Source organism: Hyalangium versicolor, from assembly GCF_020103695.1.
Taxonomy (GTDB): Bacteria; Myxococcota; Myxococcia; order Myxococcales; family Myxococcaceae; genus Hyalangium; species Hyalangium versicolor.
This window is the reverse complement of the sequence record NZ_JAHXBF010000015.1, coordinates 98,357-124,015: the sequence shown is the minus strand read 5'-3', so window position 1 is coordinate 124,015 and position 25,659 is coordinate 98,357. Positions and strand designations below refer to the sequence as shown.

Below are 25,659 nucleotides of genomic sequence, written 5' to 3'. Positions count from 1 at the left end.
CCTCCGCGAAAACCGATAGCCATGCCTCAGCTGCTCCCCACTTCATCAGGGGAGGTGAGCAAGATTGTCGGAGAGGAGCGCTTCCAAGAGCGTGGGCGGACCTTCTCCATTCAGGAAGCCCACTCGGAGATCCGGCAAAGACTCGTCCGCTAGCGCCAGCGGGAAGCGCCTATAGCCAAGTATTTCTTCAATCGCGCGAGCCAAGGTGTCCGCCTCGGGCTTGACCGCGCTGGGTGGCCCGAACGTGAGTTGGGGCCGGGAGAAGTGATAGAGCCGAGAGGACTCGTCGTCGGGTGCAGCGCCTGCAGGATGGGTTCCACTCATCTTACCGTAGGCGGTGTAGGTCGGGCGCCAGATCTGGGTCGTGACATAAACTACATAGACAGGCGCGAGGACGCTGACCGCAGCGGCGATGCGAGTTGCGAACCGCTCCCCTCCTGGCATGGGCTCCACGCGATATACAAAACACCGCAGGCAGGCAGAGACAAAGGGTTGAGTTCCACCGCCAACCCCCATCTCAGGGAAGGCGTGCGGAAGCTCCTTCATGAGCTTCTTCCACTCGGGCCAAGCCAGCGCCTTCTCCCAGGCAGCCATGAACCGCTCGTGCTCGGGTGTGCGCTGGTAAGCGGGAACCGGCTCGCTCAGGTCCTCCGCCTCCGCGGGGAAACCTGCAGGGTAGAATTGGCGTGCGATTCCAACCAATGACTCCCGCGTCAACTCACTCATTCGTACTGCTCCTCGCGGGAATGTCGAAATAGACGGTCTCGATGCCCCGGGTCTGGCACTCCGAAACTCGAGACCCCGCGACACTCTCCCAGAGCCTCTGCTGGTACTCCACCTTGAACCTGCGACACAGGATGGCGATCATCTCTCCAGGCTGCGCCATCGAGAGGACTTGATCCGCCGCCTCGTTGGCAATGTACGCCGCCACGTGTTGGGCCACTTCCAGAGAGACCTCCCTCTGTTGGGTGTTCCGAATCGGCAGGCCCACCTCGAACTTACAGATGTCGGTAGCTCCTGAATCCCCATCCGTGATCCGGGCATGGATGCAGACAGCTCGCCATCCATCGGGTTGCGCCTCGTTGGCATCCACCGAGACGACCGTCTTGAACCGGAAGTGCCACGGCGTGATACGCCCAACGACGGTACCGCGCCCGTGGACGCATCCCCCCTGCGCCGTGGCGATGAGAAGGACCGCCACGAACCTCCATGGGCTCAGCCGTCGCCTGACTCCCCCAGTGATCATCGATCTCCGTCGGATGAGGTGCGCCTGGACGCCCAAGGGGGCACCCAGAGCCTAGCCCCCAGGGTATCGCGAAGGATGACCCCTGATGCAGGTAGACTGAGCCGAAAGCTTGTGCGTTGTAGAAGTCGTCGGCTCCCAGAGGAGAGCGACCCACCGTGTACGCCCAACGGCGCATAAGAAGGATAGGGGCACTGTTGAACGGAACGGGCGGTAGCAGAGAGGCAGAGGAGGGCTGCTGCCGAGTGTAGCAGGGACGAGTGCCACGTGGGAGCGCCCACCCCGCAACCCTATCGGGTACACGCCTGCTCAAGTTGCCCTGCCATAAGGACGCGGCAGGCGATGGGCCACTGCTGCTGGAGACTCAACACCACGAGTTCTGGGGTGGCCCCCGCGCTGGGGCTAGGCTCCCAGGCTGCGAGGGCAATCCCAAGCGCTGAAAGGACATCGTCCACTGTCGATAGGGCATGTGCGGCAGTCTTACGGAAACGGCGCTCGACCGGAGTTGGATGGTTCTCGCCAGAAGTTCCAAGCGGCGGGTTCGATTCCCGCCGCTTCCAAGTAGAATACCCCGCCGCTCTCAAGCGCTCTGTCTCTGAGGCATGGCAGGGGCCTGGGCCTTTTGGCTGTCTTGAGTCTCAACACCACGTGGCCTGGAACGCTGCCTCACAGTCCGAGGCTTTGTCTCACTTGCACCGGTCATGTTTCACTTCGCGGAAGCGTTTCCCTGTGAACTCCAGCAGGATCGGAGGCCCGTACGCGGTACAGCTGTCGTAGGCCTTCGAGATCATCAGCCGACTGTTGTTGTGCACTGCGAAGAAGTGGTCCTCGGGAGGGGAGAAGATCTCACCGGTGTTCCAGTCGATGACGAAGATGACCAGGCAGCCGGTGCCGCAGCCGATGTTCTCCACCGCGTAGAAGTGGCCCGCGAAGTTGGGCTCCTTCGCCTCCTCCCAGGCTTGCTTGATCCTCGTGCGGTAACGGCGCGCTTTCGGGTTCCACTGGAGCGAGGCTTTGGCCTTCAAGGGGACCGGCGTAGCGGGAAACGCCTTGAACTGGGCCTCGTAGAAACCGGTGAGGGAATCGGAATCCTCGTCTGCTCGCGCAGTGGAGGCGAGCACAAGCGCGAGGAAGAGAGGCAGGAGGTGCAGAGCTTTCATGGGGCAGTGCCTGAAGCGAAGATACCACGTGGGTCCAATGCCAGAGCTTGGACGCAGGTGCGTCGCCAGGCTCAGCGCCGCGCCATGGCAGCGGCTGCGGTCCAGTCGAGCCGGGAGAGTCCACCCTCCGTGCCGAACACGGCCGCATTCCCTTCCACGAGGATGGCGTACACCCGGGGATCCGCGAGCCGGGGCAGGGGACGCACCGTGCCGCTCGCGGCATCGTAATGTGCCGCGCCCAGCAGCGTCCCCACCAGCGCTCCTCCCGGCACCAGCGCCGCGGCCACCATGTAGCGGCTCGGCAGTCCCTCCGCCTGAGGCACGCGCGCCCAGCGCTCTCCGTCGAAGTAGCTGAAGCCATCCTGGCACGTGCCCACCACCGCGCGTCCCTGGGCATCCACCGCGAGCGCCGTCACCCAGTTGTCCGTGAGATCCCTCCCATCGTGGAACCGCTTCCACTGGGTACCGTCCCAACGCACGAGACCTCGATCCTCGCTCGCCACCCACAGGAAGTGCCCGGCGCCATCGGCCACCGAGGGGTGTTCGCTCCAGCCCTCCGGCAATGCCAGGCGCTTCACCATCGCCAGGGGGCGACTCCTGGGCACCACCAGGGAGGCACCGCGCCCATCCACCAGCGCCACTCCCTGCTCCATGCCCACCACCGCCGCGAGCACTGACAGCCTGCCCAGAGCCACGGGGTTGCGGCCCCCATAGGCCATCTGCGTCCACGTCTTCCCGTCATAGAGCCCCAGCCCGTAGGTGGTGGCCACGTACAGATTCTGCCCGTCGCTGCCGAGCCCCAGCACCTGGTTGCTGGGAAGGGCCGGTGCGCGGAACGTCTGCCAGTGCCCGTCACTGCGCTCCCAGCACACGCCCCTGTCGAAGGTGCCTACCACCAGCCGCCCCTGGTGCCGCGCCAGTGCGGTGACATGGTTTCCGCAGAGCTGGCCCGCAGGCGTCACCCGCTTCCATCCGCCCGCATCGCGCCGGAAGACGCCCTGGCCGCGCGTGCCTGCCCACGCCACCCCGTTCACGTCGAGAGCGCTTGTCACGTCGACGGGCATCGCCCGAGCCTCTCCCTCCCGAGCGCCCCAACGCCTCGCCTCGCCCTCGCTCCCGAGCACGCGCAGCTGCCCGTCCGGGCCTCGCGTGTACGCGAGCGGACCCACCGGCACCGGGTGCTCGGCGAGCCCTTCTTCTCCGAGGGTGAAGGCTCCCTCGGTAGTACCGATCCGCAGTGCGTTGCCGCCCTCGTCGAGCAGCTGCACGGCTCCTGGTACCCTCCACGTGCGCCCCGAATTCAGCTCCAACACCTGGCCATCCGCCGTGCCCACATGGCCCTCGGAGAAGGCCGTGCAGGGGGTCCCCGCCGGGAGCCGGCTCGCCAGCCGAAGGAGCTCCTCGCGGTAGCGGCCCGCTTCCCGTCCCCCCGCCGCCGGCAGCGCGTGCCACCGCGCCTCGAGCACCGGCTCGACTCGCCAGCCCGCGTCGAGCGCCACCACGCCCTCGTCCGTGGCCGCGAAGAGCCGGTCTCCCGCCACCTCCAGTGCGCGGCAGGCATGGCTTGGCAGCCCGTCCTCCACCTTCAGCGTGCGCACCGGCTGGCCGGCGAGAGTGAAGAGCTCCAGGCCTCCCTCGGTGCATGCCACCACGTGGCCGCCGAAGCGGGAGAGCGCGTGCACCGTCTCGGTGTTGGTGACAGAGGCGGTGAGGAGCAGGGCCACCAGGGCGGAGGGCATCATGGGTCAGTCCTCGACAGTGAGGGCGACGCGCACCTTCTCGCGTCGCTCGAAGCGATTGCCAGCGGCATCCCGGGCGATGAACACCAGCTCGTACTCGCCGGGCACGGCGTCCGCGGGCACCTCCAGCTCCTTTGCGAAACGCAGGCCATCGCTCGTCTCCAGCAGGTGCTGCTCCTCACCGAAGAGTTCTCCCCAGACGCTGACCTCCCGGGTGGCCTCCACCGCGTCCACTTCCAACCGCAGGGTGTGGCCCGGTGCCAGCACCCGCGTGGAGAGCGCCACCTCGAAGTCACTGCCCTGAGAGTCCAGCCGGTAGCGCACCTCGCGCCGGCGCACCGTGCCGTCCGCGAGCTCCGCGGAGATGAGCACGTCGTAGGTGCCATCCTTCACGAACAGCGGCACCAGGAAGCGGCCACGCCAGGTGCGCGTCACCGAATCATAGGAGAGCGGCTTCACCAGCCCGAAGGGGAAGTACGCCGTCACCCGGCGGGCATCGCTCGGGGCCACCACGGAGATGATGGGGTCTCCCGGCGGAATCTCCTCGCGGCTCAGCGCCCCGAAGACGCCCGCGTAGGACATGCCTTCCGGCAGCTCCACTGGCACCACCTCTCGCACCGTCTCCCCTCCGGCCTGGGTGCGCGCCACCTCCTCCACCGCGACGAAGGACGTGTACTTGCTCATCAGCCCATGCTTCAGCGCCGTCGCGGTGATCTCCTGGACGAGCTGGGGCGTCTCGCCGCGGTAACCCTGCACCGTCAGCTCCTCGATGCGCTGGCGGGCCCACAGGCTCTGGAGCGCCGCGTGCTCGGGGGCGGTCTCGGGGAAGGTGATGGGCACCTCGAACTGGCGCTCCTGTCCTCGCACCCGGCCGGTGATGCGCAGCAGGCCCGAGCCCGTGCCGTGGAACTTCCCGATGAGGAAGAGAGGCTGGCCGCCGAAGAGGTCCGGCATCTCGCGCGGGTAGAGCTCCGACACCGGCAGCCCCTGGCTGTCCACGCGAACCGAGGTGAGCACCGGGCCTCGGATGCGGGACTCGAACTCGCTGGCCACCTCGGCCTCGGGGCGTTGGAGGTTGACGAACGTGGAGGCGCCACGGCCCACCTCGGCCATCTTCGCCAGCAGGTAGCGGTTGACGTCGTTGCCCACGCCCACGCTGAAGACGCGCGTCTCCTCGCGCAGGTGCTTCTGCAGGGTGGAGAGCACCGCGTCGTCGTTCCCGATGAAGCCGTCCGTCATGAACAGCACCATGCGCAGGCGCGAGGGATCGTTCTCAGGCACCATGGCCTCCTGGGCCGCCACGCCCACATCGGTGCCGCCTCCACCCCAGAAGCTGGCCACGTAGGGCAGCGCCCGGGCCACGTTCTGCGGCGTGGCCGGCACCGCGGCGGGCGAGAACTTCGTCACCCGCGTGTCGAAGTTGAGCACCTGGAAGGTGTCCTCCGGGTGCAGGTGGCGCAGCACCTCGGCGGCAATGGCCTTGGACTTCTCGATGGGCAGTCCCGACTGGGAGCCAGAGGTGTCCAGCACCAGGTACAGCTCGCGCGGCACCACCTCCTCCTGCTTCGGGTCGAGCTGCGGGTTGAGCATCACGAGGAAGTAGCCCTCCTCGGCGCCGGGCTCGCGGTGCACCAGCACCGCCGGGCGGATGAGCGCGTCCGCCACCCGGTACTTCAGCGTGAACGTCTTGTTGGGGATGCGGTCATCCGGAGACAGCTCCACGCGGGCGCGGCTCTGTCCCTCGCGCGCCACCACCACCTGGTGCGAGGGGGAGCTCACCTCGTGCACGGGGACGCCCGCGTCCAGACGCACGGTGAGCTGGATATCGCGGCCGCTGCGCACCTCCGGCGGCAGCACCGGCGGAGTGATGCGGCTCGCGTCGGGAACGGTGGTGGTGTCCGCGGCGGTGCCCTCGCCCTGGCGGACAGGCAGCGACTCTCCGCCGATGTAGCGCGGACCCACCGTCATGGGGAAGTCGAAGCTGTACGCGCCCGCCTCGTACACGAGCCGATCCACATAGTGGATGCGCACGCGGATCTCCTCGCCTGGGAGGATGTTGGCGACAGCCTGGGTGAAGAGGTTGGGGCGCTCCTGGTCCAGCAGCGCGGCGGTCTTTCCCTCGGCACGGGCCCGCTCGTACGTCTCTCGCGCCTGGTCGCGCGTCTGGAGGACACCCCGGATGACGCGCTGGCCGACCACGAGCTCCATCGCGTCCACCGCAGCCTTCTCCGGCAGGGGGAAGACGTAGAGGGCCTCGAGCGGCTCGGAGTAGGGGTTCTCGAAGACCTGAGTCACCGTGACACTGGCCAGGAAGCCGCTCACCTCCGCGTCCACCTGCGTGTGCTTGAGGCTGAACTGCTGGGGCGCGGACTCGGAGCAGCCCTGCGAAGCGGCGTGCTGGCGCAGGTGCGCCACGAGCGTGCCCTGGGTGATGGCTCCGGGGCTCAGGGGAGAGGTGGAGGCGGGGCAGGAGGCCTCTTGAGGCTGGGCCGCAGCGGGGAGACTCAGGAGACAGACGAAGAGCGAGGCGAGTACGGCTCGCATGGGTTTTCCTCGGACGATTGGGGTGTGCCCGCCCTCATTGCAGCCGACGGGCCAGTGCTCCCACCGTGCGAAGTCCGCGGAAAGATTGAGGAGGGCAGGGCGCAAGCTGTGGCTCCCTGGCCACAGCACCGCGCTCCCGTCCATCTGGAGCGCGGTGCTGGTCCTCACGTGCCGACTGTTACTGCGTGGGCGACACCTTCTCCCCCTGCTGCGGCAGGGAGACTTCGGACTGCGCGGAGGCCATCAGCGCCTCTGCCAGCTTCATCCGCTTCGACAGCGGGATGCCCGTGAAGTCGAGAATCGCCTCGCCCTGGTGGTTGCGCAGCTGCACCTTGACAGGGTCTCCCTTCTCGAAGCGCTCCAGCACGGCCTTGCCGACCTGGTCCGCTACCGCCACGTGCTCCTCTGCCAGCGGCTGACTGGAGGTGGGCTTGCGCTTGAGCTGGAGCGCCCGGCGCATCTCATCCACGCTGCACTGGCCGAAGGGCTTGGTCGTCACCACCCCCTTCTTGTCCGGCACCTCGATGGGGGTATCCCCCGGCTGGTCGTGGTTCACCTTGATGCTTGCCAGATCCTTGTAGGTCCGCAGCAGGGACAGGCAAGTGACACCGAACCGCCGGGAGGTCTCCTCGCTGAAGTCGCGAGCCACCACGCCGTACATGCTCAGCGCCGACTGCGACAGGTCGGCCAGCTTCTGCTGGAAGAAGTCCAGCGCGTTCTTGTAGCCGGCCAACTCCGCCAGCTTGCGATCCACCGCGTAGTTGTAGAGCACGCCCATGCGGTAGTGGTTGATGTTCTCCTCCGCCATGAGCAACACCATGGCGGCGCCCACCTGATCGAGCGTCATGTCCTCCTTGATTCCACTCCATACGGACTTCGGCCCGTCCGTCGGGTTCGTCTGAAACAGATGAAACATCGCTTCAAGCCTCGTTTCTCTTGGGATACGCCAGCATCCCCACCGTTCGCTGTTTTTGGCAGCGACCGTGCGCGGACCTAGAGCATGGAACGGGCCAATGCCGAGCCCTCCAGAAAACAAGCACTTACGAGGGATGGCCACTGAGCCAGTCCACGAAGCTGGACGGGGTAGTCCACAGCGGGAGACTGTCATTGCAGCGCACGCAGGGGTTTGTTGCGCAAGCCATTGAATTGTCTGGGGTGCGCTGTGTTTCTTCTCGCGCAACCGCCGTCCGTACTATGAGACGGTGTCAACAAGACCCCAGGAGTGTGGGCTCCTCAGGTACCCCTCGACTTCTAACCAGTTAGAAGTCGACCCCCCTTCCACCCCCCTCGACTACTAACCAGTTAGAAGTCGACCCCCCCTCTGAGCTACGGGAACGTGATTCCGGTGAAGGTGATGCTCTCGGTTCCGTCCTCGCTCCAGATTTTGAGCGTGAACTCGCCTGGTGTTTCCGCCTCCGCCGCTTCCGCTTCGATCACCAACCGCCGCATCGGACCCTCAGGCCCGACGGCCTCGCCTTGCCATGGCGTCGCGAGGCGCCGGCTGCGGTGATCGGGACCCACCAACTCCACCCTTCCGATTCTCCAGAGACTCCCCGCCTTGGGGGACATCAACGTCAGGAGCACAGCCACTCTTGTCGCAGCTCGATAGCTCTTGGCGTTGCCCACCCGGGTTGCCTTGAGCGGGCGCCAATCCAGACCGTTGACGAGGTTTCTGGCAACGACTCCCGTCTCACCCATCAGCTCCATGGCGAGCAGCCCTGTGAGCCCTCCCGGGCTCTGCCCTTCCGCACGCACCCGCGCATGGTCCTCCTGGCAGCGGCGGAGCTGGGTGTTCTTCTCCGCCAGTTCCTGCTGGAAGGACTCGATCGTGCGCTTGTGGCGGTACACCTCTACCCATGGTTCTGCCTGTCCGGGTCGCACCACCAACCAGAAGAACGCGCTCACCGGAGCCGCTCCATCCCTGAAGCGGACCGTCAGCCGAAGGCGCTCCCCCGGCACCATCCGTTCGGAGGGCTCCAGCCGAATGATCGTTCTTCCCATGTCCACCAGCTTGAAGCGCTCCGCCCCTTCTACGGACAAGCTCTCCGGTAGCAACTCCGCATCGTGGAAGAGAAGCGTCGTGGACTCATCCGGACTGATGCACAACACGGGCTCCTGAGCAGATGGCTCCATCCTCAGCTGGATGTATCGCGTGCCTGTTTCACAGGGGGGAGACAGGGATTGTGCCGAAGCCGAAGTCCCCGTCACGAGCACCCACGCGACGAGCACGAGGGACTGCTTCCACGGCTCTGCCCCACGCATGGACCAGAGTCCTCTTGCCCGCCTGCGATTCACTTGAAGCGCTCCACCATTTTGACGTCTTGCACGCCGAGCACCATGACGTTGTTCTCCGTGGAGCCGGGTTCGCGGAGCATGCCCCGCTCGAAATCCAAGCCTCGGACTTCGATGCAGACAGGGAAGGAGGGTCCTCCCCTCTCCGGTCGCGCTTCGGTGAACCTCCCGTAGACGCGGTCGCCTCCGAAAATCAGTCGACCGGACAGCCGGAGGCTCTGCGGAGGTCGCCCCCCTATGACGGGCCAGGCGATGACCTCGGCCTTCCCCTCTTGCACCGGAATCGCATGGTGGTGCCCCTCGGGCTCATAGCCCACGAAGAAGGCGGGCGTTAGGGTTCCGATTTTAAGGCCCACGTTCTTCATGGCCTCGATGGCACCCGGTGGGCACTCCTCAGGGGGAGGCAAGGGCCTCACGGTGGGAGCGCTCGCGCAGGCCACGCCGATGCACAGGGGCAGTACGGGAGCGAATGACTTGATGCCCCGGAGTGGAGACTTCGACTTGGGAGGCAGTGGCTCCGAAGCAGCGGAGGGTGCGGACGGGACTGGCGGGTTCATGCGCGTGTCTTCCTTGGGACGTATCGCCGGAGCGATGGGCACGGGGGTGGAGGCCCCATCATCCGAGGCCACCGCGCCAGTACCAGCATTCAGTGCTCCTTCTGCCTGCGCTACTTCCCAATTCGGAATTCCTACCTCCGGGGTTGGGTGTCCGGACACGGCCTCAAAGGTTGACGCCTGGGGTCGCTCCGGCTCGGGATCTTTGGCATCACGAAGCCATGCGTGGGTTGCCATCCCCAGAGCCATGGTCAACATGAGCATCCAGGCAACAGTCACCCACCCGCGCAAGCGTCCTCTGGGATATTCCTTCTCCAGCGCCGCTTCGGGTGGCCCCTTGCGTGATGGGTGCCCAACTTCCGGGTTCCCCTCGAACAGCAACTTGTCCCAGTCAGGCCCTCCTTCCCGCGCCGCCTGACGAACTGCCTCGGCGACGGATTGGGCGCGCGCGTAGCGTTCCTCGGGCTTCTTCGCCAGCAACCGATGAACGATGGCGGCCAGCTCCGCTGGGACGCGAGGATTGCGCTCGCGCATATCGGGCGCCGCCACGGCCTGCACCGCCAGCCAGAACAGGTCCCTCTGAATGTCCGAGGGGAACGGGTACTCGCCCGTCAGCGCTCGGTACGCCATTACCCCCAGCGCATAGAGATCATCCGCTGGCCGGGCCTTGTAGCGCGCCCGCGAGTCCGAGGCATGAGCTTGTACGTAGGCCATGGCCTCCGGGCTCAGGTACAACTCCGTTGCCGGTGGCAGCACGTGACTGGTGATCGGCGTGGCTCCGTCATAGCCGCCTGCCCCCAGATCCAGCATCATCAGCTCCCGTCCCCCTGGGCGAACGAGGATGTTGGTGCCCTTCACATCCCGGTGCAGGGAGTCCTCACGGTGCACGGCCTCCAGGGCCTCGGCCGCCTGCGCTACCAGTTCCGCCAGTTGCCTGGGAGTAGGGTGGGCGCTCCGCACCCAGGCATACAGTGACAGCCCCTCCACGTAATCCATCACCAGGTAGGGGAAGCCCTTCTCGCGCCCGAGCCACCACCCCTGCCCACGCAGCTTGACCCAGGCAGGGTGGTGCATTCGCCGCAGCAGTTGTCCCTCGCGCTGCAGCCGCTTGTCCCCAGGCCGCATGGCGATCTTCAGCGCGTAGGAGCGCCCCCAGCGCTTCACCAGGTACACCGTTCCGTTGCCACCTTCTCCCAGGCGACGGACGATGCGCCAGGCGCCCACCTTCATTCCCGCCGGCAGCGATCCCGGAAACAGTGTCTGCGCGAGAGGGCGCCCTCCCGGCAGCAGACTTCGCAGCAGACCCATGGTGGCACCCCTCCTCATGGGTCTGCACGCTATCACCCTACCCAGCACGTTCCTACAAGGCCGCGCCACCCGTTTGTTTCGAGCGCTCCCAACGAACGCGGAAGCGCGGCTTCTCGGTGCGCCCGCTCGCTCTCGTCACCGGCTGACTCCCTTTCTGCCTTTGTCACTCTGTCTGCGTGCGAGCTGCGAGGCAGGCAGCTTGTCACTCGGGGGCAGGATGCGGGCGGCGACACGACGGCACGTGACGGGCGATCTCTCACTCGGCGATGCTGGCATGACATGTGCCTGAGCCCCCGCTCGGAGATCACACCATGCCCCAGTCGCCCCAGCCCGTTGTTTCCCTCGAGCCCACTGCTCCATCGCCTTCTCGCGTTCGCCACTCGCGTGGAAGAGCCTTCAGCCTTCCGTGGCTCTTGTTGGCGGGGCTGGTCGGTTGCGCACACGCGTCGGAGACGCCTCCTGCGTCAGTGACGTCCGCAGCCCCCTCCACTCCCATCGCTTCGAAGCTGTTCGCGTTCCATGTCAGCGCATGGGTCAATCTCCACCAGCAGCTGGCCTTCGAGGGACATCCGCCGCGAGGTTTGACGATCAGTCTCCCGGAAGAGGATCGCTGGACCTCCGCCGAGCGGCAGGCGTGGGAGTCGGCCGTTGCCATCTATCGGGATCACACCGCGGATGGGTTCCTCGCGATGCTGTTCGATCCGACGCTGGTATCCATGCGGCGGGCGCTCGACGGCCTACCGGAGGAAGGTTCTCCCGTGGGCGTTCCGGGGATCGATCCGGTGTTGGCGAAGGCCCTGGAGCAGGCCATCGCCCCTTATCGCGCGCACTTCTGGCCAGACGTCACGCGCGAGTCGCACGCCTGGCTGGCCGCGCTCGAACCGGGACTTCGTCAGTACGGCCCAGCCATTGCTCATGAACTGTCCGAAATCTACGGCGTACCCTGGCCCACGCAGCCGTTCTCCGTCCAGGTGAGCCGGCAGGCCAGCCGCTTCGGTGCGTACACGCTCGTGGATCCGACGGTCATCACCATCTCGAGCCGCTCGCCGCCCAACCGCCAGGACGCTCCGCTCGAGTCCATCTTCCACGAGGCCTCGCACGCGTTGGTGGATCCGGTGATGGAGGCGCTCCACTCCGAGTTTCTCCGCCAGGGCAAGACTCCGCCGCAGACGCTGTGGCATGCGCTCTTGTTCTTCACGGCAGGAGAGGTGGTACGCCGTCAGCTGGGGCCCAGCTATGTGCCGTACGCCTACGCCAACCATCTGTATGACAATGATCCGGAGTGGGCCGCCTTCGAGCCGGTGATGAGGCGCGAGTGGACGCCGTACCTGGAGCACAGGGTGGATCTCCAGACGGCACTGCGCCAGCTCGTGGCGGGCTATGTGCCTCCGCCGGCGCAGCCTGGCACACCGGCGCCCTGAGTCCTGCGCTCTTGCTCAATCCGCCAGGGCGTCGGCGACCACCGCCTCGAGCGTGGGGCGAGTCCGCGGCTCCTTCAGTTCGCGCGGCGCCCTGTACTCCGAGACCTTGTACTGGTTCATTCGCTGAGTCCCCCACTGCGCCAGCACCACGTCGAGGTACGTGCTGAAGCTGGACAGGTTGGACTCCAACAGCTCCGCTCCGTGGTCGTCCGCGATCAGCATCCAAGCCGGGCGGTCCTCAGGGCCGAACACCATGTCCGCATGGCGGAAGTTCGAGTAGTAGTCCACCACCACCGCTGGCACGCCCTTGTCACCCCCCTTGACCATGTCGGCGCCGTAGATGGTTCGGTGGCTGGAGGCAGTCCAGTTGATCACGCTGTTCGCCACCCAGTCAGGCGAGACGACCTGGTGGAGGGGCAACAGGTTGATGACGCCAGGCGGCGTGCCGTAGTCCGGCCAGGTGAACGGATCGAGCCGCGTGTTGTACGTCCGATCCTTGAGCCCCCACGACAGGAAGACGCCATCGTGGGCAAGGTAGAACGAACGCATGTCCGCTGGCAGAGGCCGTTTCAAGGCCTCCTCCGCCGCGGCAATGTCATCAGGGCTTGCAGGTGGGCGGATCACGACGTCGTACACGTCCACCTGCGGGTGCGCACGGAGTGCAGCCACCATGTCCTCGAACAACTTCTGGAAGGGCTCGCTCATGGGGACGCGTTCTATCCCGGTCTCCTGAGTCCTTCTCCCCAGGGAAAGCCCCAGGAAGCAGCGCGTCGAGCCTTGGCGGTGGTGGCTTCGTCACGCAGTTGTTTCGTGCGTGGCGGGCTCTCCTGCACCTCAGCTCGCGAGCGAGGCCTTGAGCGTGATGGCAGGGTTCACCCCTGCACATGCAGGATCCCCGCGTTCGGCTAGCTCCGACGCCGCCGCTCCTTGACGATGTCGACGAACGCTCGTAGGGCTGCGCGGACGTAGCTCCGCGATGGATAGAACAGCTGCACCGGCTCGAACCTTGGCGAGTACCGTTCGAGGACGCGCACAAGCTGTCCGGTCGCGATGTACGGCGCAGCGGCCGCGTGCGTGATGTACGCGAGCCCGGCGCCGGCGAGCGCCGCTTCGAGCAGGAAGGCCTCATCATCGAGCACCAGGTGGCCGTCGACATCGACGGCGCTCTCTCTGTCTCCGATGACCAGTGTCCAGCGCCGGACGGGGTTGCCATCCTTGCGATACCGGATGCACTCGTGCCCTGCGAGGTCGCGCGGTGAGCGCGGTGGCTGCCGGCCTCGGAAGTATGAAGGCGCCGCGACGATCGCGATGTGCGAATCGGCCGAGCAAGGAATCGCGACCATGTCGCCGGGCACCATGCCGGCGTAGCGAACGCCCGCGTCGTAGCCCTCGGCGACGATATCGACGGTGCGCGTCTCCGTGACGAGTTCCACCATCACTTCGGGATGCTCGGCCGCATCGCGCAGCCCGACGACGTGGGAGAGGTGATTGCCGCGCTGCTTCAACGGTCCGCACCGGCTCCTCGCGTGCTGGTAATGTAGCTCGCATGACCAGGATCGAACTTCCGACGAGAGATGGGAAGTGTCCGAGCTACATCTTCCGCCCGAGCGGAGCCGGGCCATGGCCGGCTGTGCTTGTCTTCATGGATGGCGCCGGTATTCGTCCGGCCATCCTCGAGATCGGTGAGCGGCTCGCCACGCACGGCTACTTCGTCCTCCTTCCGGATCTGTTCTATCGCTCAGGTCCGTACGAGCCGATGGACGCGAAGGCCATCTTCTCCGATCCGGAGAAGCGGAAGATCCTCGCGCAGTATTTCTCCCTCGCGACGCCGGCGAACGTCATGGCCGATACGGGCACGTTCCTCGATTGGCTCGCCGCGCAGCCGGACGTGAAGCCGGGCGGGGTCGGCACGACTGGCTACTGCATGGGCGGAATGCTGTCTCTCACCGCGGCGGGCACGCATCCCGAGCGCATCATCGCCGCCGCCTCGTATCACGGCGGCCGGCTGGCGACAGACGCTCCGGACAGCCCTCATCTCCTGGCTCCTCGAATGAAAGCGCGCGTCTACGTCGCGGGCGCAATCGAGGACAACTCCTTCCCTGACGACATGAAGGCGAAACTCGAGGACGCGCTCACGAAGGCCGGGGCCGATCACCTCATCGAGACGTATCCGGCCAGGCACGGCTGGGTGCCGCGCGACATGCCGACCCATGATCCCGCGTGCGCGGAGCGTCACTGGAAGACGCTGCTGACACTCTTCGACGCGAAGCTGAAGGCCTGAGCCCCGATTCAGGAGGCGGAGCCCTCCTGCCCTCACTCCTCGTCCAGGTGCGCATTCATGGCGTCCCGGAGCCGGATCATGTCGTCCCGGATCTTCTGGATGTCCGGGAGTGAGAGGCCCGTAGACACCGCGAGTTCGGGCGGAATGCATTCCGCCTTCTCTCGGAGCGCACGTCCTTGTGGCGTCAATCGGATGCGCACCTGCCGCTCGTCCACCGCGTCCCGCGCCCGAGTGACATAGCCCAGGCTCTCGAGCCGCTTCAGCAAGGGCGTCAACGTCCCCGAATCCAGGTACAGGCGATCTCCGATCTCCTTCACCGTCATGTCCTCCTGCTCCCACAGCACGAGCATCACCAGGTACTGCGGGTAGGTGATGCCCATCTCCTTGAGCAGCGACCGGTAGGTCCGGTTGAAGGCATGCGCCGTCGAATAGATGGCGAAGCAGAGCTGATCGTTCAGGCGCAGCAGGTCGGCGGTGGGCTTCTTGGGCATGGCCCCAGGAAGATGGGTTCCAGTCCCATTGTGCGCAATGAAATTACGCTGTACCGCCCTGCCTCCCCTCCGTTCTGGGTGACGATCGCTTGCGCGAATTTAAATTGAGCGCTATTCAATTGCGCACAACAAAAAGCAGCAACCCACTGAGGGACGACACCATGAAGACCCTGTACGACACGAAGGCCACTGCTACCGGCGGACGCGACGGCCGCGCCCAGACTGCTGACGGAGTCCTGTCCGTTGCGCTCTCCACGCCCAAGCAGTTGGGGGGAGCCGGCGGCCCGGGTACCAACCCCGAGCAGCTGTTCGCCGCGGGCTATTCCGCCTGCTTCCTGTCCGCGCTGAAGTTCGTCGCCGGCAAGTCGGGGACCCGGGTTCCCAATGAGGCGACTGTCAGCGCCACCGTCGGCATCGGGGAGATTCCCAACGGCTTCGGTCTCGATGTCAGCCTGGAGATCAGCCTGCCGGGCATTGACCGCGCCACGGCGGAGTCGCTGGTCCACAAGGCCCACCAGGTCTGCCCCTACTCGAACGCCACCCGGAACAACGTCGACGTCAAGCTGAAGGTCGTCTGAGCCACCTGCATTCCATCGAGTCGAAAGGAACCTCTCATGTTGAACTCAATGAAGCGAGTCGTGTTGGCGGTATCCGCTCTCCTGGCCACCCACGCGCTGGCCGCCGGTCCCCAGGAGGCTCCGGCTCCGAAGGCGTCCGTGGTCTTCGTCCACGGCGCCTTTGCTGACGGGTCGAGCTGGAACAAGGTCATCCCCTTGCTCCAGGCCAAGGGGCTGGAGGTCATCGCGGTGCAGAACCCGCTGAGCTCGCTGGCAGACGACGTGGCCGCGGCCAAACGCGCCATCGCCGCCGCCAAGGGGCCGGTGGTCCTGGTGGGCCATAGCTGGGGCGGCACGGTAATCACCGAAGCGGGCAGCGACCCCAAGGTGAAGACCCTGGTCTACGTGGCCGCCGCAGCCAATGATCCAGGCGGCAGCTTCAATGATCTGACCAAGGGCTATCCGGTCCCTGCCGGCTTCGCCGAGGTCCGGGCCGATGCCTCGGGGTTCGCCACCCTCACGCCCGTGGGCGTCGCGAAGCACTTCGCCCAGGACGCCTCGCCGGCCGAGAAGAACCTGATCTCGGTCACGCAGGGGCCCATCCGGGGGGCGAACTTCGACGAGAAGGTCTCGGCCGCGGCCTGGCAGAGCAAGCCGTCCTGGTACGTGGTCGCGGCCCAGGACCACATGATCCAGCCGGACCTGCAGCGCGCGCTCGCCGCGAAGATCAAGGCCAAGACGACGGTCCTCGATACCGGCCACGTGCCGATGCTGACCGCGCCGGAGAAGGTCGCGGCCGTCATCGAGGATGCGGCGAAGAGCGCCAGCAAGTAGTTCGAGGAGCCCAGCAAGGTGGACGCCTTGCTGGGCTCTGGGCTGTAGCGCCCGACGCTACAGGCCCGGGCTTCATTGTGACCTGAAGCGCAACGAGCGGTGGAGCCAGCTCCTCTCCCGGGAGGCAGGTTTCCCATGGCCTGCCTCTTGCTCCGAGTAAACCCGCCTCGCACTTCGCGGGGTCCAATCTTTTGCTCGGAGCTCACTCCATGCCGCAGCACTCCCGGTCTCACCGATGGCCCTTGCTGGCGCTGGTGCCCACCCTTGGCTTCTCCGCCTATGCCGCACCTCCTGCTGCCTCGGCTGGAGCCACGTTCCTGTCCCAGCCCGCAACCTCTGCCCAGGACACCTGCAGCGGAGACACGGATGACGGCTCGGTGAATGCCCCGGCGGAGCTCGTGACGCTGGCCAAGGAGCGCCTCGCCGCTCGCTCGGGTCAGTCCCCGGATGAGTTCACCATCACCAACGCCTCGCCGGTGACGTTCCCGCTCCAGCGCGTATCGGCCTACGACTTCAAGGCCGTGGACACCAAGGGCAACCCCTATGCGCTGGCCCTCACCGCGAGCGGTACCGAGACGGACGACGTCCGCAAGCTCGCGGATGCGGAGCAGGCGCTGTTCGAGAAGAACTACGGCCGGCTGACTCCGGATCTCGTCGAGCGGCTGGGAGGCGTCGCGGACTCGACGGAGCTCGAGATTGCCATCCAGGCGACCGTTCCCGCGGCGAGTCAGGAGGCAGGCCCGGTGCGCCCCGCCACGGACGCCAAGCTCACCGAGGAGGATGTGAACCAGCTGTACGCGTCGGTTGACTCCTACCGCCAGCAGGTCGCCCAGCAGGTGATTGCCCCCATCAAGGCCCGGCTCGAGGCCACTGGCCGCAAGGGTGAGGTCGACCCGCTGGCGCCCATCCTCCACATCAAGCTCTCCGCCAAGGAGATCAAGGAAGTGGCCCGCTGGACGGAGGTCAGCAAGATCTTCGCCACGCAGCAGTACGAGCCCACGATGAACGTCGCCCGGTCCGTCGTCGAGTCGGACGTCGTGAACAGCCGAGGCTTCAGCGGCAGCGGCGTCAAGGTGGCCGAGATCGAGGTGGGCGGAGGGATCGCCGCGGGCAACCCGTACCTGTCCGGGGCGGTCCAGGACACGCTCTATGCCTGCGCGCACCCCCATGCGACGTGGGTGGCTGGCACCCTGCGCAGCACCCACGCCACCCACCGCGGAGTGGCCCCCAGCATCCAGCTGCGCGTGGCGGGCTCCTGCGGCGGGTCGCCCTCGCAGCTCTCGAACCGCTCGAGCGCGGCCTCCTCGTGGGGCGCCCGTGCGTTCAACCTGAGCTTCGGCAGCAACGCGGGCACCCAGCCCGGCTCCCTGGACAACTACTATGACGACCTGGTCCAGAACGGGTGGAGGACGGTGGTCATCTCCGCCGGCAACTCCACTCCCGCGGCCATCGTGGGCAGCCCGGGCCGGGCGTACAACGCCATCACCGTGGGCAGCATGAACGACGTGAACACCATCCCCTGGGCGGGGGATGTGATGAGCACCTTCACCAGCGCGCAGGATCCCGTCTCCACGCACGGCGATCGCGAGAAGCCCGAGGTGGCGGCTCCGGGTACCAACATCACCACCACCTCGCCGTCCTCTCCCTGGGTGGGCGACACCGTGTCGGGCACGAGCTTCTCGGCGCCCATCACCACGGGCACGGCGGCGCTGCTGATGCAGCGCAACACCGGGCTCCAGGTGTGGCCGGAGGCCGTGAAGGCCATCCTGATGGCCACGGCCGTCCACAACGTGGAGGGGGCGACGCGGCTGAGCGAGCAGGACGGCGCGGGTGCCATCGTCGGCGCCCTGGCGGATGACGTGGCCCACGGCGTGAGCGGCAACTGGGGTGGCCGGAGCTACTCGTGCTCCGATCCGACCACGCAGACGCTGACGACGATGTCTCTCACCTCCAACCGCACCACCCGCGTGGCCGTGGTGTGGGACACCAACCCGAGCTACAGCCAGTACGCCAACCGGCCGAGCGCGGACCTGGATGTGACGGTGATTGGGCCCACCGGCGCTTTTGTGGCGAGCTCGAGCAGCTGGGACAACACGTACGAGATGATCGAGTTCACCGCGCCCCAGACGGGCGTCTACACGGTCCGCGTCACCAAGTACCGCTGCGACCTGACGCCCAAGTGGCTGGGCTGGTCCTGGTACCAGCGCTACTGAGCTGGCAGGCCTCGCTGCTCAAGAGAATCTTAAGGACACGGGGACACACTCCTTTCCCACGGTGAGAGGAGTGTGTTCCCATGCTGAAGATCAGATTCATCGTTGTGCTTGGAATCGTCGGCAGCTGTGTCGCTGCCTGCGGCGCGGAGAACTCCGGGACGGATCCGGAGACGGGCGGGGAAGGGTCGGATGAAGTCAGCACGGATCCTTCGAGCTTCAGCTTCTTCGTGACCAGCATCGAGGCGATGCGCCAGCTCTCCGGGAGCCAGAATGGCTTCGGCGGCGATCTCCGCTTCGGTGAGGCCACGGGGCTGGCCGGCGCGGACAAGATCTGCCGGACCATCGCGGAGATGGCCGTGCCCGGTGCCGGGGCGAAGACCTGGCGCGCTTTCTTGAGCGCATCCACGGGTGGCTCGAGTGGGGGGCCCGTCCACGCCATCGATCGCATCGGAGAGGGCCCCTGGTACGACCGCACCGGTCGGCTCGTGGCCTCGAACAAGGCCGGCCTCCTCAGCTCGCGCCCCCAGGGGAACTCGCAGATCATGAATGATCTGCCCAACGAGCGCGGCGAGCCCAACCACCAGGGCGTGGACAACCACGACACCCTCACGGGCTCGACGAAGCAGGGGCAGTTCGTCGGTGGCGGCATGGGCAACACGTGCAATGACTGGACGAGCTCAGCCGGTTCCACCGGTCGGCCGATGATCGGCCACTCCTGGCCTCGCAGCGCCTCCAATCCTTCCAATGGAGGCAACTGGATGTCGGATCATCAGGCGCCGGGTTGCGCGCCGGGAGTCACCCTCTCCAACTCCGGTGGAGGAGGCAGTGGCTCCACGGTGGGTGGGGGCGGTGGCTACGGTGGAATCTATTGCTTCGTCGCCGCCCCCTGACGCACAGCCTCTCGACACTCAGGGCTTGCGCCAGCGCAGCGCGAGCAGTCGAGGCACTCCCGTCCTTGGATCACTGGCATCCCGGCAGTCCTGCGCCTGGGCCAGGACGAGGCCGGCGCTCAGGGCCGCGTTCAAGTAGTCCGAGATGTCGTGCAGGTGGGCCCGCACCATCTGAAGGGTGCCGGTCTGGGGATTCATGAAGTGGGCCTGCTTGCCCTGGAGCTGCCGGAGGGGGTGCAGCTCGCAGACGAAGAAGGAGCCCCCGGGACGGAGCACGCGCTTCGCCTCGGAGAAGACGAAGGAGAGCCCTTCGATGTGCTCCAGCACCAGGTTGCAGGTGACGGTGTCGAATGAGGCATCCGGAGCCGGCCAGGTCTCGCGCAGATCGTGCTGGAGGAACCGGACGTGCTGGACACCCGGGCGCTGGCGCGCGCGCTTCAGCATGTTCTCCGAGCCGTCCAGCGCGAGCACGCTGCGAGCTCTCGGAGCAAGCCACTCGGTGTTCTTGCCGGTGCCGCAGCCGATCTCCAGGACGTCCCCTTGGAACAACGCGGGGTCCTGCGCGTGGAGGACGATGGCATCCAGGTCGCGCGTCGCGTTGGTCTGGGAGTCGTAGACGTCGGCCCAGACGTCGTAGGCGGTACTCACTTCATCAGGGGGAAGCTTCGGGCTCATCTCTACATCCTCTGGGGAGGTGACGAAGCTCGCCACCTCCCCGTGTCTCGGGCATCGCTGCCCACGGGTCCAGGTGACGTAGCTTTGTGCGCCTCCTCGGGGAGGAGACCCGCAGCAGCGTCACTGCTGCGGCCCAGCAAGCGTTGGGTACCACCCGGAGTAGGGCCGGTCAACCCGCCAGCAGAGGTTCTCCCCTCCCTTGAGGTAGGCTGACGCGCCGCCGGCCCGTGTATCGCGGAGCCCGCACCGACGGGGGAGAGAATCGATGGGGAGCGACATCCATACCGGCGCCGAAGCTTCACTGGCTTCCAGCCACGGGCCGCAGGGGACTCGCCGCGTCAAGTCGCACCACCTGTACATCGCCGTCATCGTGGCGGCCGTCGCGGGCGTCATCGTCGGGCTCGCCGCTCCGGAGTTCGCCAAATCGCTCAAGCCGCTGGGCAGCGGCTTCGTCAGCCTCGTGAAGATGATGATCAGCCCCATCATCTTCTGCACCATCGTGCTGGGCGTTGGCTCGGTGCGTCAGGCTGCGAAGGTGGGGCATGTGGGCGGGCTGGCGCTCGGCTACTTCCTGTGCATGTCCACGGTGGCGCTGACCATTGGCCTCGTCGTTGGCAACCTGCTGCACCCCGGCGCCCATCTCCAGCTCACCGAGGCCCTGCGCGGTGCGGGGGCCAAGGCCGGAGGTGGAGAAAGCAAGAGCACGACCGACTTCATCCTCAGCGTCATCCCGTCGACGCTCGTGTCCGCGCTGACCTCGGGAGAGGTGCTCCAGGCCCTGCTCGTGGCGCTGCTCGTGGGCTTCGCGGTCCAGGGCATGGGCACCACGGGAGCTCCCATTCTGCGGGCGATCGCCTACTTCCAGCGCCTCGTGTTCAAGGTGCTGTCGATGGTCATGTGGGCGGCGCCCGTGGGAGCATTCGGCGCCATGGCCGCCGTCGTCGGGGCCACGGGCATCGATGCGCTCAAGAGCCTCGCGGTCATCATGCTGGGCTTCTACGCGACGTGCATCGTCTTCGTGTTCGTCGTGCTCGGGACGATCCTCCGGCTGGCGACGGGCTTCTCCGTGTTCCGGCTGCTGAAGTACCTGGCCCGCGAGTTCCTCCTCATCCTGTCGACGTCATCCTCCGAGACGGCACTGCCCCGGCTCATCGCGAAGATGGAGCACCTGGGCGTCTCGCGGCCCGTGGTGGGCGTCGTCGTGCCGACGGGCTACTCGTTCAACCTCGATGGTACGGCCATCTACCTCACCATGGCCTCGCTCTTCATCGCCAACGCGCTTGGCAAACCGCTGGCGCTCGGCGAGCAGATCTCCCTGCTGTTGTTCATGATCGTCGCGTCGAAGGGCGCCGCGGGAGTGACGGGCGCTGGAATCGCCACCCTCGCGGGCGGCTTGCAGTCCCATCGGCCCGAATTGGTGGATGGCGTCGGGTTCATCGTAGGCATCGACCGCTTCATGTCCGAGGCGCGCGCGCTGACGAACTTCGCCGGCAATGCGATTGCCACCGTGCTCATCGGCCAGTGGACCGGAGAGATCGATCGGGATCGGGCGGAGCAGGTGCTGTCGGGCAAGCTCCCGTTCGATGAGCATCACCATGAGGCGAGCGAAGAGCACCACGAGCCGGTTCCCGTCGAGAGCGGGGCCAAGGCGGGATAGCAGGGCAGGCTTCGAGCCGAACCGGGGGAACCGCATCGGCTTGCGCTCCCCGCGGCGTTGGGCGAGCCTTGCGGCTCCGCCTTGAGCCATCCACGCTACTTCGTTCCCCACGCTGCCTCCCCGGCCGAGCCTGTTCGTCCGGATGCTTCGGCCGTGGTGAACATCGTGGACACGTTCCGCCTGGAAGCGGGCTACCTGGGCGAGCAGGAGTGGATCGTCGGGCTCGACGCGGTGGGCCAGATGATGGCCGTGCCCGGCAGTGAGCGAGCGTCGCTCCCGGCCAGTGCCCAGGTCCAGCTCGCGCACCACGAGGTCGCCTCTGGGCGTACTCCCCGGAGGCTCGCCGCCTCCGAGCTCTTCTTCTTCTCGGTGGAGCTCGTCGAGCACCCCGCGGACGAGGAGGGCGTGAATGATCCGGTTTATCTCTATGGCTCGCTGATGGGGCCGTGGCCGGGCGATGCGCTGGCACGTTTTCCGGGGCAACTCACCGTGAACCGGGGGGCAGTGCTCGCGGGCCTGGTGCATGGCGCGAGCGATGCCTTCGTCTATACGCAGGATCCCGAGAGCAAGACGGCGCCACGCAGCCATCACGCGCTGCTGCCCGGAGATCGCCCCGACGTGCTCGCCCAGGGGCGCGGGCTGGTGCTGGCGTACCCGGCTGTTCCCATGGACATGCAGGTGCGCAACGCCGCGAACGATCGGCTCGTGGCGGACATCCTCCATGACGTGCTGGAGCAGCTCCAGCAGGACGCTCGAGAGCATGGCGGCCCGGAGCTGCTTCGCCTCATGGAGCTGCCCGTGCCCAGCCGCATCCAGGCCCTCGTGGAGCTGCAGGCGCAGGGTTACGAGGTGAATGGCGACGAGGCCATCCTGCGTAGCCCGCGCGGCGGCTTGGTGGGGAAGCTGGCGGGCTGGCTGAATGCGGAGAAGGTGAAGGTTCCCCCCGAGGCCGCGGCCCCCGAGTTCATCGAACTGGCGCGGCGTGCGCTCGGGGTGATCCCCGGCTGGCCCAATGAGGCGGAGCGTGCCCTGCGTGCGTTGATCCGGCCCGGGAACGGTACGCCTGTGAGGGGAGGGGGCATCCCCTCGGTGCCGGCGCACACCGAGCGGCCGGCTCCGTACATTCCTCCGCGTCCGCCCCCGCCGCCCGCTCGCCCGAGCGACTGGATGAATGACTTCCTCGACGCCCATGGCCACACCAAGGGTGGAAAGTCGAAGCTCACTCGCTCGCGGTCGTCCATCCCCGCGCTTCCCCCGAAGGCTCCGGCCGCATCCAAGGCTCCCGAGTGGCTCTCGGACTTCGCTCCCAGCGCGTCTGCCCCTTCGCCCGTTGTCACGCCACCAGCGGCACCTGCGCTCGCTCCGGCCCCGCCCGCCGCGGCTCGTCCGCGACGCGAGCCCACGGCTGCCGAGCCGGAGTCCGCGAAGAAGCCGGATTGGATGTCCGACTTCGAGAGCTGATCTCCCGTCCTCACTCCCAGGAGTGCTAGCGTTCCCCCATCTCAGAAAGGGGAACGATGGGACACGAGAAGCCGGTCGAACCGTTTTCGGATCTCCACCGCGAGGGGGATCACGTCCGCGCCACGCTCTTGCATGACCCCACGGTGGAGGGCCTGGACATGGCCATCTACATGGATGCGTCGGGCAGCATGCGCGAGGAATACGAGTACAAGCGGGCCTCTCGCAGCTTCCTGGAGTGGATCCGGGGCGCTCCCTTGAAGGATCCGGCCAACCAGGTCGAGCCCCAGGTGCAGTGGATGCTCGAGTACCTGGCCACCAAGGATCGCAACGGCATGCTGCGCGTGGCCTACTGGGCGTGCGGCGCCTCCGGGAAGGACGTGGAGGTGATCGGCGAGCTCAAGGGCGTGGACGTCAAGCAGTACAAGTTCCCGGGCGCCAAGAAGCTGGGCAACAACACGTGCCTGGCGCCGGCCATGAAGGACTACGTCCGGTACCTCAAGGAGCAGATCCGCGAGGGCGCCAAGCGGGGCTGCGCGGTCATCGTCACGGACGGCCGGCTGAGCGATATGGACGAGGTGCAGATCTTCTCGGCGGAGCTCGCGCGGGAGATCGCCGCCGGGCGCCTGCCGCGGATCAACTTCATCCTGGTGGGCGTGGGGGACGACGTGGATGAGGAGCAGCTCGAGGAGATCGCCCACGCTGAGTACAAGGGCGTCGGGCACCTGTGGTGCCACCGCATCGCCGCGGAGATCACCCAGGTAGCGGAGCTGGTAGCGGTGCTCGTGGACGAGAACATGACCGTGGCCGCGGGCGGCACCATCTACGACGACAGGGGCAAGGTGCTGAAGAGCTACGAGGGCCGGTTGCCGGCGGTGCTCGAGTTCGAGGTGCCCGAGGGCGCTCGGAGCTTCACGCTTGAGGTGAACGGCCAGCGCTACACGCAGCCGCTGCCGGACGAGGAGCATCACGACGAGGATGAGGAGGACCATCACTGATGGCTGGCCACGAGGTCGTCGTCAAACCGTTCTCGGACGTCCACCGGACGGGGAACAAGGTGGTGGCCACGCTCCTGCACGATCCCACCGTGGAGGGGCTGGATGTGGCCCTCTACATGGATGGCTCGGCGAGCATGGAGAACGAGTATGGCCCGCGCGGCATCCTCGCGAAGCTCGCGCCGGTGAAGAACCAGGTCGAGCCGCAGATGCGGTGGATGCTCGAGTATCTGGCGAGCAAGGACCGCGACGGCATGGTGCGCGTGGCCTACTGGGCCACGGCGGATGGGAGCCAGCTCGAGATGGTGGGGGACCTCACGGGCCCCCAGGCGAAGGACTACCGCTTCCCGGGGCCGAAGTTCTACGGGAAGGCCACGGTGATGCTGCCGGTGCTGCGAGACTTCGTGGCGCACATGAAGCAGCAGGTCCAGGTGGGCGCCCGGCGCGGGCTGGCGGTGATCATCACCGACTCGCAGATCTCCGATCCCAACGACGTGAAGGCCTATGCCACCCAGGTGGCGAAGGAGATCGCCGCGGGGCGCCTGCCGCGGATGAACTTCGTGTTCGTGGGCGTGGGCACCAACGTGGACGAGGAGCAGATGGAGGCCATCTCCCACGAGAAGTATCCGGGAGTGGGCCACCTGTGGTGCCACCGCATCGCCGACCGGATGGAGGAGATGGCGGAGCTGGTGGCCGTGCTCGTGGATGACACGATGACGGTGGCCGCCGGTGGCACGGTCTACGACGAGGGCGGCAAGGTGCTGAAGGCCTGGGAGGGCCGGTTGCCCGCGGTGCTGGAGTTCGATGTGCCGCCGGCTTGCAAGGCCTTCACCCTCGAAGTGGCGGGGCAGCGCTTCACCCAGCCGATCCCCGAGGAGCACGAGGACGAGCACCACGAGGACGAGGAGGAGGAGCACGAGCCCGAACCGGCGAGCGCTCCAGCTCCTCGTCCGCATCGCGGTCATCGCCACTAGGGAGCACCATGTCGCAGCCGAAGAAGTTCGGGCAACTGGTCGGGATCGTCGGCGCTGGGGGCAAGAAGCCCCTGGTCGTCAAGCATGTGCACGGCCCCGAGTGCAAGCATGACCACGACCATGATCATGCCCATGGTCATGCGCATGATCCCGCGCACGGCCACGATCATGCGCATCATGGCCACGAGCATCATGACCACGGCCATGAGCATGGTCCTGGCTGCGACCATGACCACGATCACGATCATCACCCCCCCCCTGCCAAGAGGATCCGGCCTCCGGGGAACCGGCCGGCCGAGGGTGGGGGAGTCGCGCTCCAGCTCGATCTGGAGGGCACGCTCCCGGGCGAGACGGATGACATCGGGCGCTTCGA

23 protein-coding genes are annotated in these 25,659 nt (G+C 66.7%); 10 read left to right on the top strand and 13 right to left on the bottom strand.

What is annotated here, in order from left to right; all coding sequences use genetic code 11:
* Window positions 1-45 precede the first annotated feature (45 nt).
* The 8 genes from KY501_RS29450 to KY501_RS29415 form a co-directional block, all read right to left on the bottom strand.
* On the bottom strand, window positions 46-726 hold the full coding sequence (locus KY501_RS29450) for a hypothetical protein (RefSeq protein WP_224366808.1): 681 nt from the start codon (window positions 724-726) through the stop codon (window positions 46-48).
* The gene (locus KY501_RS29445; protein WP_224366807.1) at window positions 719-1,201 is read right to left on the bottom strand and encodes a hypothetical protein; all 483 of its coding nucleotides are present in this window, start codon (window positions 1,199-1,201) and stop codon (window positions 719-721) included. The genes KY501_RS29450 and KY501_RS29445 overlap by 8 nt, the downstream gene beginning before the upstream one ends.
* 728 nt (window positions 1,202-1,929) lie before the next feature.
* Entirely contained in the window at window positions 1,930-2,403 is a 474-nt protein-coding gene (locus tag KY501_RS29440) for a hypothetical protein (RefSeq protein ID WP_224366806.1), read from the bottom strand.
* Window positions 2,404-2,474: 71 nt separating this feature from the next.
* Window positions 2,475-4,145, bottom strand: a complete 1,671-nt coding sequence (locus KY501_RS29435; RefSeq protein WP_224366805.1) for a ligand-binding sensor domain-containing protein — start codon at window positions 4,143-4,145, stop codon at window positions 2,475-2,477.
* A gap of 3 nt (window positions 4,146-4,148) precedes the next feature.
* Window positions 4,149-6,686, bottom strand: a complete 2,538-nt coding sequence (locus KY501_RS29430; RefSeq protein WP_224366804.1) for a VIT domain-containing protein — start codon at window positions 6,684-6,686, stop codon at window positions 4,149-4,151.
* A 178-nt stretch (window positions 6,687-6,864) separates the two neighbouring features.
* Window positions 6,865-7,602, bottom strand: coding sequence for a hypothetical protein (locus tag KY501_RS29425; protein ID WP_224366803.1), 738 nt, complete (start codon window positions 7,600-7,602; stop codon window positions 6,865-6,867).
* 410 nt (window positions 7,603-8,012) lie between these two features.
* A complete protein-coding gene (locus KY501_RS29420) occupies window positions 8,013-8,948 on the bottom strand; it encodes a DUF2381 family protein (RefSeq protein ID WP_224366802.1) in 936 nt (311 codons plus the stop codon).
* Between the two features lie 29 nt (window positions 8,949-8,977).
* Complete coding sequence (locus KY501_RS29415; protein ID WP_224366801.1) at window positions 8,978-10,840, bottom strand: serine/threonine protein kinase; 1,863 nt, start codon at window positions 10,838-10,840, stop codon at window positions 8,978-8,980.
* A 467-nt stretch (window positions 10,841-11,307) separates the two neighbouring features.
* Between KY501_RS29415 and KY501_RS29410 the strand changes: the two genes are divergently transcribed.
* Window positions 11,308-12,261 carry a hypothetical protein gene (locus tag KY501_RS29410; protein ID WP_224366800.1) on the top strand — a complete coding sequence of 318 codons (954 nt, stop codon included), beginning with the start codon at window positions 11,308-11,310 and terminating at the stop codon, window positions 12,259-12,261.
* Window positions 12,262-12,276: 15 nt separating this feature from the next.
* On the opposite strand, the gene KY501_RS29405 is transcribed toward KY501_RS29410, so the two are convergent.
* On the bottom strand, window positions 12,277-12,966 hold the full coding sequence (locus KY501_RS29405) for an SMI1/KNR4 family protein (protein WP_224366799.1): 690 nt from the start codon (window positions 12,964-12,966) through the stop codon (window positions 12,277-12,279).
* Between the two features lie 200 nt (window positions 12,967-13,166).
* Window positions 13,167-13,766: a LysR substrate-binding domain-containing protein gene (locus KY501_RS29400; RefSeq protein WP_224366798.1), complete on the bottom strand. Its 600-nt coding sequence runs from the start codon at window positions 13,764-13,766 to the stop codon at window positions 13,167-13,169.
* A gap of 41 nt (window positions 13,767-13,807) precedes the next feature.
* Here KY501_RS29400 and KY501_RS29395 point away from each other — a divergent pair, with 41 nt between their 5' ends.
* Window positions 13,808-14,542 carry a dienelactone hydrolase family protein gene (locus KY501_RS29395; RefSeq protein ID WP_224366797.1) on the top strand — a complete coding sequence of 245 codons (735 nt, stop codon included), beginning with the start codon at window positions 13,808-13,810 and terminating at the stop codon, window positions 14,540-14,542.
* A 32-nt stretch (window positions 14,543-14,574) separates the two neighbouring features.
* On the opposite strand, the gene KY501_RS29390 is transcribed toward KY501_RS29395, so the two are convergent.
* Window positions 14,575-15,033 (bottom strand): MarR family winged helix-turn-helix transcriptional regulator, encoded by a 459-nt coding sequence (locus tag KY501_RS29390; RefSeq protein ID WP_224366796.1) that lies wholly within the window; start codon window positions 15,031-15,033, stop codon window positions 14,575-14,577.
* Between the two features lie 161 nt (window positions 15,034-15,194).
* Here KY501_RS29390 and KY501_RS29385 point away from each other — a divergent pair, with 161 nt between their 5' ends.
* The 4 genes from KY501_RS29385 to KY501_RS29370 all read left to right on the top strand — a co-directional run bounded on the left by KY501_RS29385 (window position 15,195) and on the right by KY501_RS29370 (window position 19,527).
* On the top strand, window positions 15,195-15,611 hold the full coding sequence (locus KY501_RS29385) for an organic hydroperoxide resistance protein (protein WP_224366795.1): 417 nt from the start codon (window positions 15,195-15,197) through the stop codon (window positions 15,609-15,611).
* Between the two features lie 36 nt (window positions 15,612-15,647).
* On the top strand, window positions 15,648-16,424 hold the full coding sequence (locus KY501_RS29380; protein ID WP_224366794.1) for an alpha/beta fold hydrolase: 777 nt from the start codon (window positions 15,648-15,650) through the stop codon (window positions 16,422-16,424).
* Window positions 16,425-16,633: 209 nt separating this feature from the next.
* Window positions 16,634-18,637, top strand: coding sequence for a S8 family peptidase (locus tag KY501_RS29375; RefSeq protein WP_224366793.1), 2,004 nt, complete (start codon window positions 16,634-16,636; stop codon window positions 18,635-18,637).
* An 80-nt stretch (window positions 18,638-18,717) separates the two neighbouring features.
* Window positions 18,718-19,527 (top strand): hypothetical protein, encoded by an 810-nt coding sequence (locus KY501_RS29370; RefSeq protein ID WP_224366792.1) that lies wholly within the window; start codon window positions 18,718-18,720, stop codon window positions 19,525-19,527.
* Window positions 19,528-19,545: 18 nt separating this feature from the next.
* On the opposite strand, the gene KY501_RS29365 is transcribed toward KY501_RS29370, so the two are convergent.
* Window positions 19,546-20,202 (bottom strand): class I SAM-dependent DNA methyltransferase, encoded by a 657-nt coding sequence (locus KY501_RS29365; protein WP_224366791.1) that lies wholly within the window; start codon window positions 20,200-20,202, stop codon window positions 19,546-19,548.
* A gap of 265 nt (window positions 20,203-20,467) precedes the next feature.
* Here KY501_RS29365 and KY501_RS29360 point away from each other — a divergent pair, with 265 nt between their 5' ends.
* From KY501_RS29360 to KY501_RS29345, 4 genes are all read left to right on the top strand, one after another.
* Entirely contained in the window at window positions 20,468-21,859 is a 1,392-nt protein-coding gene (locus KY501_RS29360; RefSeq protein WP_224366790.1) for a cation:dicarboxylate symporter family transporter, read from the top strand.
* 81 nt (window positions 21,860-21,940) lie between these two features.
* Window positions 21,941-23,320 carry a hypothetical protein gene (locus KY501_RS29355; RefSeq protein ID WP_224366789.1) on the top strand — a complete coding sequence of 460 codons (1,380 nt, stop codon included), beginning with the start codon at window positions 21,941-21,943 and terminating at the stop codon, window positions 23,318-23,320.
* Window positions 23,321-23,376: 56 nt separating this feature from the next.
* Window positions 23,377-24,315: a vWA domain-containing protein gene (locus KY501_RS29350; RefSeq protein WP_224366788.1), complete on the top strand. Its 939-nt coding sequence runs from the start codon at window positions 23,377-23,379 to the stop codon at window positions 24,313-24,315.
* The gene (locus KY501_RS29345) at window positions 24,315-25,286 is read left to right on the top strand and encodes a vWA domain-containing protein (protein ID WP_224366787.1); all 972 of its coding nucleotides are present in this window, start codon (window positions 24,315-24,317) and stop codon (window positions 25,284-25,286) included. The genes KY501_RS29350 and KY501_RS29345 overlap by 1 nt, the downstream gene beginning before the upstream one ends.
* Here the strand turns inward: KY501_RS29345 and KY501_RS53710 are convergent.
* Window positions 25,283-25,534 (bottom strand): hypothetical protein, encoded by a 252-nt coding sequence (locus KY501_RS53710; protein WP_304608651.1) that lies wholly within the window; start codon window positions 25,532-25,534, stop codon window positions 25,283-25,285. The genes KY501_RS29345 and KY501_RS53710 overlap by 4 nt on opposite strands.
* Between the last annotated feature and the right edge of the window lie 125 nt (window positions 25,535-25,659).

What these genes read in the sequence shown, in the direction of transcription:
- KY501_RS29370 (WP_224366792.1), top strand. Translation starts at nt 18,718, where the DNA reads ATGCTGAAGATCAGATTCATCGTTGTGCTTGGAATCGTCGGCAGCTGT.
- KY501_RS29345 (WP_224366787.1), top strand. Translation starts at nt 24,315, where the DNA reads ATGGCTGGCCACGAGGTCGTCGTCAAACCGTTCTCGGACGTCCACCGG.
- KY501_RS29435 (WP_224366805.1), bottom strand. Translation starts at nt 4,145, where the DNA reads ATGATGCCCTCCGCCCTGGTGGCCCTGCTCCTCACCGCCTCTGTCACC.
- KY501_RS29360 (WP_224366790.1), top strand. Translation starts at nt 20,468, where the DNA reads ATGGGGAGCGACATCCATACCGGCGCCGAAGCTTCACTGGCTTCCAGC.
- KY501_RS29440 (WP_224366806.1), bottom strand. Translation starts at nt 2,403, where the DNA reads ATGAAAGCTCTGCACCTCCTGCCTCTCTTCCTCGCGCTTGTGCTCGCC.
- KY501_RS29420 (WP_224366802.1), bottom strand. Translation starts at nt 8,948, where the DNA reads ATGCGTGGGGCAGAGCCGTGGAAGCAGTCCCTCGTGCTCGTCGCGTGG.
- KY501_RS29350 (WP_224366788.1), top strand. Translation starts at nt 23,377, where the DNA reads ATGGGACACGAGAAGCCGGTCGAACCGTTTTCGGATCTCCACCGCGAG.
- KY501_RS29430 (WP_224366804.1), bottom strand. Translation starts at nt 6,686, where the DNA reads ATGCGAGCCGTACTCGCCTCGCTCTTCGTCTGTCTCCTGAGTCTCCCC.
- KY501_RS29375 (WP_224366793.1), top strand. Translation starts at nt 16,634, where the DNA reads ATGCCGCAGCACTCCCGGTCTCACCGATGGCCCTTGCTGGCGCTGGTG.
- KY501_RS29365 (WP_224366791.1), bottom strand. Translation starts at nt 20,202, where the DNA reads ATGAGCCCGAAGCTTCCCCCTGATGAAGTGAGTACCGCCTACGACGTC.
- KY501_RS29380 (WP_224366794.1), top strand. Translation starts at nt 15,648, where the DNA reads ATGTTGAACTCAATGAAGCGAGTCGTGTTGGCGGTATCCGCTCTCCTG.
- KY501_RS29415 (WP_224366801.1), bottom strand. Translation starts at nt 10,840, where the DNA reads ATGGGTCTGCTGCGAAGTCTGCTGCCGGGAGGGCGCCCTCTCGCGCAG.
- KY501_RS29390 (WP_224366796.1), bottom strand. Translation starts at nt 15,033, where the DNA reads ATGCCCAAGAAGCCCACCGCCGACCTGCTGCGCCTGAACGATCAGCTC.
- KY501_RS29385 (WP_224366795.1), top strand. Translation starts at nt 15,195, where the DNA reads ATGAAGACCCTGTACGACACGAAGGCCACTGCTACCGGCGGACGCGAC.
- KY501_RS29425 (WP_224366803.1), bottom strand. Translation starts at nt 7,602, where the DNA reads ATGTTTCATCTGTTTCAGACGAACCCGACGGACGGGCCGAAGTCCGTA.
- KY501_RS29450 (WP_224366808.1), bottom strand. Translation starts at nt 726, where the DNA reads ATGAGTGAGTTGACGCGGGAGTCATTGGTTGGAATCGCACGCCAATTC.
- KY501_RS53710 (WP_304608651.1), bottom strand. Translation starts at nt 25,534, where the DNA reads ATGATCGTGATCGTGGTCATGGTCGCAGCCAGGACCATGCTCATGGCC.
- KY501_RS29405 (WP_224366799.1), bottom strand. Translation starts at nt 12,966, where the DNA reads ATGAGCGAGCCCTTCCAGAAGTTGTTCGAGGACATGGTGGCTGCACTC.
- KY501_RS29395 (WP_224366797.1), top strand. Translation starts at nt 13,808, where the DNA reads ATGACCAGGATCGAACTTCCGACGAGAGATGGGAAGTGTCCGAGCTAC.